This is a genomic window from Pseudodesulfovibrio sp. (assembly GCF_028692895.1).
In the GTDB taxonomy this organism is placed as follows: Bacteria; Desulfobacterota; Desulfovibrionia; order Desulfovibrionales; family Desulfovibrionaceae; genus Pseudodesulfovibrio.
In genome coordinates this window covers 18,872-27,331 of the sequence record NZ_JAQUWN010000047.1, presented here as the reverse complement: position 1 = coordinate 27,331, position 8,460 = coordinate 18,872, and the positions used below count along the sequence as shown (strand labels likewise).

General features: G+C 67.3%; 9 protein-coding genes. 4 read left to right on the top strand and 5 right to left on the bottom strand.

What is annotated here, in order from left to right:
- The 4 genes from PHP91_RS11995 to cbiR form a co-directional block, all read right to left on the bottom strand.
- A partial coding sequence (locus PHP91_RS11995) for a glycosyltransferase family 39 protein (RefSeq protein ID WP_300140854.1) occupies positions 1 to 596 on the bottom strand: 596 nt, incomplete at its 3' end.
- Positions 597 to 650: 54 nt separating this feature from the next.
- On the bottom strand, positions 651 to 1,643 hold the full coding sequence (locus PHP91_RS11990) for a DHH family phosphoesterase (protein WP_300140852.1): 993 nt from the start codon (positions 1,641 to 1,643) through the stop codon (positions 651 to 653).
- Positions 1,644 to 1,646: 3 nt separating this feature from the next.
- Entirely contained in the window at positions 1,647 to 2,156 is a 510-nt protein-coding gene (locus PHP91_RS11985) for a bifunctional adenosylcobinamide kinase/adenosylcobinamide-phosphate guanylyltransferase (protein ID WP_300140850.1), read from the bottom strand.
- Positions 2,153 to 2,998 carry a cobamide remodeling phosphodiesterase CbiR gene (gene cbiR, locus PHP91_RS11980; protein ID WP_300140848.1) on the bottom strand — a complete coding sequence of 282 codons (846 nt, stop codon included), beginning with the start codon at positions 2,996 to 2,998 and terminating at the stop codon, positions 2,153 to 2,155. The genes PHP91_RS11985 and cbiR overlap by 4 nt, the downstream gene beginning before the upstream one ends.
- A gap of 51 nt (positions 2,999 to 3,049) precedes the next feature.
- Here cbiR and PHP91_RS11975 point away from each other — a divergent pair, with 51 nt between their 5' ends.
- Positions 3,050 to 3,196 (top strand): hypothetical protein, encoded by a 147-nt coding sequence (locus tag PHP91_RS11975; protein WP_300140846.1) that lies wholly within the window; start codon positions 3,050 to 3,052, stop codon positions 3,194 to 3,196.
- Here the strand turns inward: PHP91_RS11975 and PHP91_RS11970 are convergent.
- Complete coding sequence (locus tag PHP91_RS11970; protein WP_300140844.1) at positions 3,193 to 6,297, bottom strand: UvrD-helicase domain-containing protein; 3,105 nt, start codon at positions 6,295 to 6,297, stop codon at positions 3,193 to 3,195. The two genes, PHP91_RS11975 and PHP91_RS11970, sit on opposite strands and share 4 nt — an antisense overlap.
- Positions 6,298 to 6,423: 126 nt before the next feature.
- Between PHP91_RS11970 and PHP91_RS11965 the strand changes: the two genes are divergently transcribed.
- The 3 genes from PHP91_RS11965 to PHP91_RS11955 are packed head-to-tail and all read left to right on the top strand — an operon-like array spanning position 6,424 to position 8,455.
- On the top strand, positions 6,424 to 6,861 hold the full coding sequence (locus PHP91_RS11965) for a MarR family transcriptional regulator (RefSeq protein WP_300140842.1): 438 nt from the start codon (positions 6,424 to 6,426) through the stop codon (positions 6,859 to 6,861).
- A gap of 1 nt (position 6,862) precedes the next feature.
- Positions 6,863 to 7,378 carry a hypothetical protein gene (locus tag PHP91_RS11960; RefSeq protein WP_300140840.1) on the top strand — a complete coding sequence of 172 codons (516 nt, stop codon included), beginning with the start codon at positions 6,863 to 6,865 and terminating at the stop codon, positions 7,376 to 7,378.
- Between the two features lie 3 nt (positions 7,379 to 7,381).
- Positions 7,382 to 8,455, top strand: coding sequence for an efflux RND transporter periplasmic adaptor subunit (locus PHP91_RS11955; RefSeq protein WP_300140838.1), 1,074 nt, complete (start codon positions 7,382 to 7,384; stop codon positions 8,453 to 8,455).
- The last annotated feature ends 5 nt before the right edge of the window (positions 8,456 to 8,460 follow it).

Below are 8,460 nucleotides of genomic sequence, written 5' to 3'. Positions count from 1 at the left end.
TGGCCGCGAAAATGGAGGATCAGCGCGTGGATAACGGCCAGGATCACGAAGACGAGCATCATGTACTTGGCCAGGGTGCCCAGGGCCACTGCCGCGCCCAGGATGACGAAGGGCGCGTTGCCCACGGTCTCGTCGGGCCGGTGCCGGGTGGCGGCCGAGAGGGCGAAGAAGCCAGCGGTCCAGCACAGGATGAGCGGGTTGTCCGTGGTCATCAGGATGCCGAGGGCGTTGAACATGGGCATGGTGGCGGCCACGGCCAGGGCGAAGAGGGCCAGGCGATGTTCGCGCCAGACCCGGGAGACGCCGAAATAGAGGACGGCCTGGATGCCGGTCATGCCGATCAGCGACCCTGCGCGCACGCCCAGCTCGGTGGAGCCGAAGAGCTTGCATCCGGCGGTGATGACCCAGGCGATGAGCGGGCCCTTGGAGTAGTAGGAGAGCTGGAGGCGGCGGGTCCAGTCCCAGTACTGGGCCTCGTCCTGGATCAGGTTGAGCTGGCCGGAGGCCACGAACCACCAGCGCACGGCCAGGGACAGTCCGATGATGGCCAGAGCGATGAGGTCCGGACGGAGGGTGGCGTCGTTGCGCTGATTCATGGGCCGGATAGGTATATTATATGCGGCGCGGATGCAACCGGCGGCCGACGGGGCCTAGATGCGGCGGATGGTGGCCTTGCCCTGGCCGAGCCGCTTGAGCATGAAGATTTCCGGGTCCTCGCCGTCCAGGTCCGCGACGTCCACCTCGGCGCGGGCCGCCTGCTTGTGCCCGCCCGCGCTGCCCAGGCCGTTCATCAGCGACTGGGCCATCTTGCCCATGTCCCGGCGCAGGCCGTCGCCGCGCAGGATGACCACGAGCCTGTCGTCGGCCGTGCCCGAGACCACCACCCAGGGCACGTTGTGGACCCTGGTGAAGAAGTCGGCCACGATGACCAGGATGTCCGGGTTGGCCACCTTGCCGCAGTGGGCGTACAGGCCGTGGCCGATGCGCCGCAGGTTGTAGAAGGCGCGGGAGAAATAGCGCATCCAGTCCAGGTGGAACTCGCTGCGGCTGATGCGGTTCATCAGCTTGGAGTCCGCGAACTTGGAGAGGTACTTGAAGGCGGCCATGTCCGCGTCGATGAACTCGCGCTCGAAGGTCTTGGTGTCGCACCGGATGCCGTACATGAGTGCGGTGGCGAGCAGCTTGGCCGGGCGGATGTCCATGTTGTAAAGGTATTCCGTCATCATGGTGCTCACCGCGCCGTACTTGGGACGGATGTCCACGAAGTCGGCCTCCACCGGGTTCTCCTTGAGGAGGGGGTGGTGGTCGATGACCACCGAGAACTTGAACGGGGCGAATTCCGGATTGTGATGAGGCTGCGAGTCGACCATTGCGAACTTGTCGTACTGGGCGGCCAGGTTGGGAATGAGCTTGTGGGTCGGGATGCGCAGGTAGCGGATCATGGACAGGTTGTCGGGCCGTTTGATCTCGTTGATCTGGGCGATGCCGATGTTCCCCACCTTCCGGGCCATGATGCGCCGAAGCGCCATGGCCGAACCCAGAGCGTCCGGGTCCGCGTTGATGATGATGAGCCAGTTGTCCTCTTTCTTGAAGAGGGCGAGCAATCGCTCGACCTGCTCATCCAGCTGTTTGAACAGTGCCACGCTCTAGTCCTGTTTCAGGGTTAACGGCAGCCCGGCCGCGACCAGGTAGACTCGGTCCGCCGCCTCGGCCGCGCGCCTGTTCAGCGCGCCAAGGCTCCGTATGAACGCCCGGACTTCGCTCCCCCCCGGCAGCGGTCCGAGTCCGGCCTCACAGGAGACCAGAATCAGCGCCGTATCGTTCCAGTCGTCCAGAACATCAAGGAATTCCTTGACCTTGTCCTCCTCGCACCCCGCCTCTCGGCAGGAGAAGAGCCAATAGTCCAGGCTGTCCACAACCACGGCACGAAAGTCCTTTTTAGCCCTTCCGAGCGATTGAGGCAAGTCCTCGGCCACCTCCACGACTTCCAGGCCCGGGGCGCGGGATACTCGGTGCTGGCGGATCTGTTCCCGGAATTCGAGGTCCCGGGCCTTGCCCGTGGCGATAAAAAGGGCAGGACCCTGCGCCGAAGCAAGCTGATCGAGCGCAAAGTCGGATTTTCCGCTTTTGTTGCCGCCGAGGACCAGGGTGATCATTCGGGCGCTCCCCACCGGGCCGTCCATTTTGCAAGCAACTCGATTGATTCGAAAATTCCCATCTCTTCAAAAACCTCGACCACCACGGTCCGGGGTGAAAAAGTTTCCAGAATGTAACGCAGCAGTTCGCGCCCGGTCTGGTCCAGGCGGGCGAGGCTCCGGTGGCGGCCGCCCTCCGGCCCGTAGACGTGGGCCATGCGCACCGCGTCCTTCAGCCCGGGCAGGTCGAGCACCGCGTGCTGACCATAGGCCAGGATGTGCCCCAGGTCCAGGCAGGCGGAAAAGCCGCCCTCGCGCGCCTCTTCCCAGCGGGCGCACAGGTCGGATTCCTCCACGTTCTCCAGCAGGACGTCGGCCGGGTCGACGCCCCGGTCGCGCAGGCGGCGGGCCAGCGGGACCAGCAGTCCCGGCCCGGCGGGCGGGTGGAGGACAAAGGCGTGCGGGCGCAGGAAGGCGACCTTGTCCAGGAGCCGGTCCAGCACGGACCAGGCCGCGTCCAGCCCCCGGCCCCACGGCAGGTCCAGGGGCAGGTGGGCGTGCCAGGCCACGTCCAGCGCCGCCAGGTCGGGCGGCAGGTCGCGCTCGGTGTAGGCCAGGCAGGCCTCGCCCTCGAACAGGAGCAGGCCGACCTCCGGGAAGCGTCCGGCCAGGAAGCGGGCGTTCTCGGCCACTCCGGCCTTGAGCACGAAGGAGGGCGCGGCCACGGCGTAGGGGAAACGGATGCCGTGCATCTTTTCGGCCTCGCGGACGGAAAGGTGACGCGGACCGGCCGGATTTGCCGGGTCGGAGCGAGATCCGTCGAGGAAACCGGCGGTGATGGTTGATCTATCGATTCCGGGCATGGCGGTTGCAAGAAAACGCGCAATCGATTAATGCAATGGGCCGGAGGCCGTATGCAGTCGTTTCGCCGTTTGTGCCAGCATTTCTTCAACCCGCTCCATCTCTTCTGCCGGTTGCGCCAGGCGGGCGTGTCCGGCCGGGTGGCGCTCGGCGTCTGCCGGGCGTACGAGCGGGGCGTGTACCGGCATCTGCTGGGCTAGTCGAGCAGGCCGAGCTGCTTGGCCTTGGTCACCTTGCGGGCGGCCAGGGTGGAGCGGTTCAGGAGATCCTGCGGCAGCTCGCGCAGGTAGCGGGAGCGCGGCAGGCTCAGGGTGCGGCCGAAGAGCTGGCGCTGCTCCGCCCGGCTCAGGTAGAGACTGCGTTTCGCGCGCGTCATCCCCACATACATCAACCGGCGCTCCTCGTGGAAGCGCTGGCCCCGGCCCGGCGTCAGGGTTACCTTGGCCGTGAGCAGGTCCATGCCCGCAAAGGGCAGGATGCCCTCCTCGCAGGCGGGCATGAAGACCGCCTCGAACTCCAGCCCCTTGGCCGCGTGCAGGGTCATGATCTGGACCTTTTCGGCCGTGCGCCGGACCAGCTCCAGCTCGGTCTGGAGGCTGACCCAGTTGACCAGGTTCTGCCAGCCGCCGCGCGTCTCGAATTCCTTTTTCAGCTCCTTGAACTGGCGGCTCTCCCAGAAGAACTGGTCGAAGGGCGGGGTGTCGCTCAGGTAGGCCGCCAGCCCCAGCGGGCCCATGGCCAGGATGTGGTCCGGCGCCTCCACCACGTCCTCGGCGGTGTCGAGCGCCATGCCCAGGAAGCGCTGGGCCGCATTCAGGATGGAGGCGATGCGCGGCTCCTGCCAGAATCCCTCCAGCTCCGGGGTGGAGCAGGGGATGCCCGCCCGTTTCAGCGCCTTCTCGATGGCCGGGATGAGCGCCTTGAACCGGACCAGGACCGCGATGTCGCCGGGGGCCAGGCCTCCGTTTTCCCCGGCGTCGGCCAGGGAGTGGCTGGTGGCCCCGATGAGCCCGCGGATGCGGTCGCTGATCCACCCGGCCTCTCGGCCGCCGTCCGGGCATTCGAAAAGATGGATGGCGGCCTCGATGTCCCGCCTGGCCACCAGCCGCGGGGACTCCGGGAAGAGCGCGCCCGAGCAGTCCAGAATTTTCTGGCCCGAGCGGTAGTTCTCGGACAGGGTCACGGTCCGCATGGCGGGCCAGATGTCCCTCAGGCGCAGCTCGGCGTCGTCCACCGCGCCCCGGAAGCCGTAGATGGACTGCTTGGGGTCGCCGATGCAGAACACGCCCTCGCCCGACTCGCCCGCCAGTCCCCGGATGACCGCCAACTGGAGCGCGGTCAGGTCCTGGACCTCGTCCACCAGGACGTGCAGGTAGGGCATTCGGAAGGTGGGCGCGCCGGACTGTTCGAGCATGAATTCCAGCAGGTCGGTGTAGTCCACCAGGTCCCAGTGGTTCTTTTGGTTGCCGTAGGCGATGTGGGCCTCGACCAGCTCGTCGGGCACGTCCTGGAGCCGTTCGCGGCCCAGGTTGTACTTGTCCCAGTAGTAGTCGAGGTCCTTGCCCGCGAACTGCGGGTTGACCTCGGCGAAGAGTTTCTTGGCCGACGCCTCGGGCAGGACGATGGGCGTCTCGGAATAGGCGTGCTTCCAGTAGTCGAAGCACAGGGAGTGGAGGGTCCCGGCCTGGGGGGCCTCGGTCTCTTCCCCGCGCAGGGCGCGCAGCCGGTCGCGCAGCTCCTGGGCCGCGCGGCGGGTGAAGGTCAGGGCCAGGATGCGGCGGGGGCTGACGCCCTCCTCCAGCAGCCGGTTGACGCGGCCCATGAGGGTCTGGGTCTTGCCCGTGCCCGGTCCCGCCAGGACGAGCACCGGACCGGGGCCCGCGTCGATGGCGGCCTGCTGGGCCGGGTTGTAGGTCACGGCCTCGAAGACCGGGGCGGCCGGGGCCGGGGGGGCGGCGACGGGCTCGGCCGGGGCCTCGGCGGCCTCCTCGCCGGTGGAAAATTCGATGCCCGTCAGGGTCGCGCCGCTCTTCATCTGGGCCCGTTCGCGGTCGGTGAAGACGTGGATGACGCCGTATTCGCCGTCAAAGCCGGGCTTGCGGATGACGTTGCCGTCGCGCATACGGGCGATGCCCTCGGCCAGGTGGCGGGAGTACTTGGCCAGGTCCTCCACGGGCACGCGCCGGAGCACGTCCAGCTCGTTGCCGAACTCGCGCAGGAGCGGCATGTACAGGGCTGTGGCCTTCTTGCTGGCCGGGCCCGCCCCCACCACCTCGGAGATGACCTCGCGCAGGGGGATCAGGGAGGTGAAGTCCGCCGCGCCCTGCGGCTTGACCGGTTCCTGGCGGTCGGCCAGGGTCAGGATGCGGTTGTACACGCCCACGGTGACCGGCTTGCCGCAGACCGGGCAGATGCCGCCGCGCGCCATGGTCTCGTGCGGGTCCATGGAGACGCCGCACTTGCGGTGGCCGTCCATGTGGTACTTGCCTTCCTCGGGGAAGAACTCGATGGTCCCCAGGAACTTGTGGCCCAGTCCTTCGCCCCGGAGCGCCCGGTAGATGCCCTCGTAGGACATCTCGCCCCGGAAGAGGTTGGCCTCGCGGCCCAGCTTCTCGCCGGAGTGGGCGTCGGAGTTGGAGATGAGCTTGATGCGGTCCAGTTCGGACCAGGTCCAGTTCATCTCCGGGTCGGACGAGAGGCCGGTCTCCATGGCGAAAATCTCGCCCGCGTAGTCGCCGAAGCATTCCTTGATGGAGTCGAATCCGGACTTGGAGCCGAACAGGGAGAACCACGGCGTCCAGATGTGGGCCGGGACCAGGAAGGCCTGGGGGTGGCAATCCAGGACCATGTCCAGGAGGTCGCGGCTGTCCAGCCCGAGGATGGGGCGGCCGTCGCTGGCCAGGTTGCCCACCTGGGAGAGCTTTTCGTTGAAGCGCCGGACCGCGTCCAGGTTGGGCATGTAGACAAGGTTGTGGACCTTGCGCACCTTGCCGCCGCGCTTGTAGATGGAGCTGATCTCCGTCTGGAGCATGAACCGGGTCCGGCCGGGGATCTCGCCTTCGAATTCGGGAATCTCCCGCTCCAGCCCGGCGGGCTCGCGCAGGACGAAGAGGCCCTTGCCGTTGTCCTCCAACTGCTCCTCGATCTCGGCCAGCCATTCCGGGTGGGTGAAGTCGCCCGTTCCCAGGACGCCCAACCCCTTGAGACGGCCCCAGGCGGCCAGGTTGCGGATGGTCAGGTTCTTGCTGGTGGCCCTGGAAAAACGGGAGTGGATGTGCAGGTCGGCGGTGAATCGTTCCATGGGCGGACAGTAAAGCGAACCCGTGGTTAATGCAACCCGCCGGGTTCAAGAAAGTGGTTGACTCCGAGTTTTGTTGCACATACAACCTTCTCCGTGCAAGGAAATCAGCTCGACCCCAAAGAATCCTTGGGATTCCTGACCTGGAAGGTGTCGCGGATCGCCGCCAACGACCTCGCGGCCCGTTTCGCCGCGGCCGGTATCGGCGTGACGGTGGAGCAGTGGCGCGCGCTCATTCCCCTCTACAAATGCGACGGCATGACACAGGGGCGGCTGTGCGAGATCATGACCCAGGAAAAAACAGGCGTCAGCCGGCTGGTGGCCGGGCTGGAGAAGCGCGGCCTGGTCCGGCGCAGGTGCGGGGAGAACGACCGGCGGGTCAAGCGCCTCTTCATCACCGAGGCCGGGCGCGCGCTCATCGACTCCACCATGGACCTGGTCCATGCGGGCCGGGAGGCCCTGGTCGAAGGGGTGGCCCCGGAGGACCTGGCGGTCTGCAAGCGCGTGCTGTGGCAGATCCTGCTGCCGGTGTTCAAGAAGGAGTGCGGCTGCAACCTGGAGGAGTAGCATGTTCAGGCTCGGGACCACGGGGCAGAAGTGTCTCAAGGGACTGCACCTCATCGCCGTGGCGTGCTGGATCGGCGGCGGGGTGGCGCTGGTGCTGCTGTATTTTCTCAAGCCGGGAGCCGGGCCGAACGACGGCGTGCTCTACGGCGTCAACCAGGCCGCCCACCACGTCGACACCTGGGTGGTGGTGATTCCCGGAGCCTTCGGATGCCTGCTCACCGGGCTGGCCTACTCGCTGTTCACCGGCTGGGGATTCCTCCGCCACGGCTGGATCGCCCTCAAATGGGCGGTCACGCTGGGGGCCATCGCTTTCGGCACGGTCTGCCTCGGGCCGTGGGAGCGGGGCATGATGGACATCTCCGGCCGGATGGGCATGGCCGCCCTGGGCGACCCGGCCTACCTGCGCGACGAGTGGCTGAACCTGACCTGGGGAGCGGCCCAGGTGGTCCTGCTCATGGCCGTGGTCTTCATCTCGATTTTCAAACCGTGGAAAAACTTAGGAAAACGCAAGGGTTGATTCATGTTTCGACGTCTGCTCATCGTTCTCGTCTTTAGCCTGGCGGCCCTGCCCGCCTTCGCCCTTGCACAGGACGCCGCCAAGGCGCAGGGCTCGCCCGTGGCCGTGGCCAAGGTGACCTCCGGGGACATGGCTCCCCAGTCCGAGTTCATCGGCACGGTCTATTTTTCCGAGATCTCCAACGTGGCCTCCGAGGTCGAGGGCAAGGTCCTCGACATCAAGGTCACGGACGGCCAGCGGGTCAGGGAAGGGGACGTCCTGGTGGTCCTGTCCTCCTCCCTGCTGGACAAGTCCATCCGCAACGCCTCGGCACTGGCCCGGCAGGCCAAGGCCGAGTACGAGTCCGCCAGGCTGGAGAACGACCGCGTGGCCGCGCTCTTCAAGAGCCGGTCCGTGGCCGAGGGCGAGTTCGACTCCAAGCGGCTGGGCGCCGAGGCCCTGCTGCACAAGTACGAGGCGGTCCAGGCCGACCTGGCCAGGCTGCTGGAGGAGGCGGCCCTGAAGAACATCCGCGCCCCCTACGACGGCGTGGTCATCGACACGCCGGTGACGCGCGGCGAGTGGGTTTCCGGCGGCTCCACGGTGGTGGTCACCGCCCGCGACGACCAGTTCGAGGTGGTGGTCAACGCGCCGAGGGAGGCCTTCGGCGTGGTCAAGCCCGGGCTCAAGGTCGAGGTGGGCGCGGCCGGGGCCAAGTATCCCGGCGAGGTCTTCGCGGTCATCCCGCGTGGCGACGTGGCCACCCGCACCTTCCCGGTCAAGATCAGGGTGCGCAACGACGGTTCCCTGGCCGAGGGCATGGAGGCGCGCGTCCACCTGCCCAAGGGGCTGGGCGGCAAGACCATGATCGTCCCGCGCGACGCCGTTATCTCGGCGGGCGGCGACCAGGTGGTCTGGGTGGTGCTGGACGGCAAGGCCGTGCCCGCGCCGGTCTACGTGGTCGGCTACCGGGGGCTCCTGGCGGGCGTGAAGTCGCCCAAGCTCGCGGAGGGCATGGACGTGGTGGTCAAGGGCAACGAGCGGCTCCGGCCCGGCCAGCCCGTGGCCCCGCAGCCGGCGGCGCGGCCCGCGCAATAGGGGAG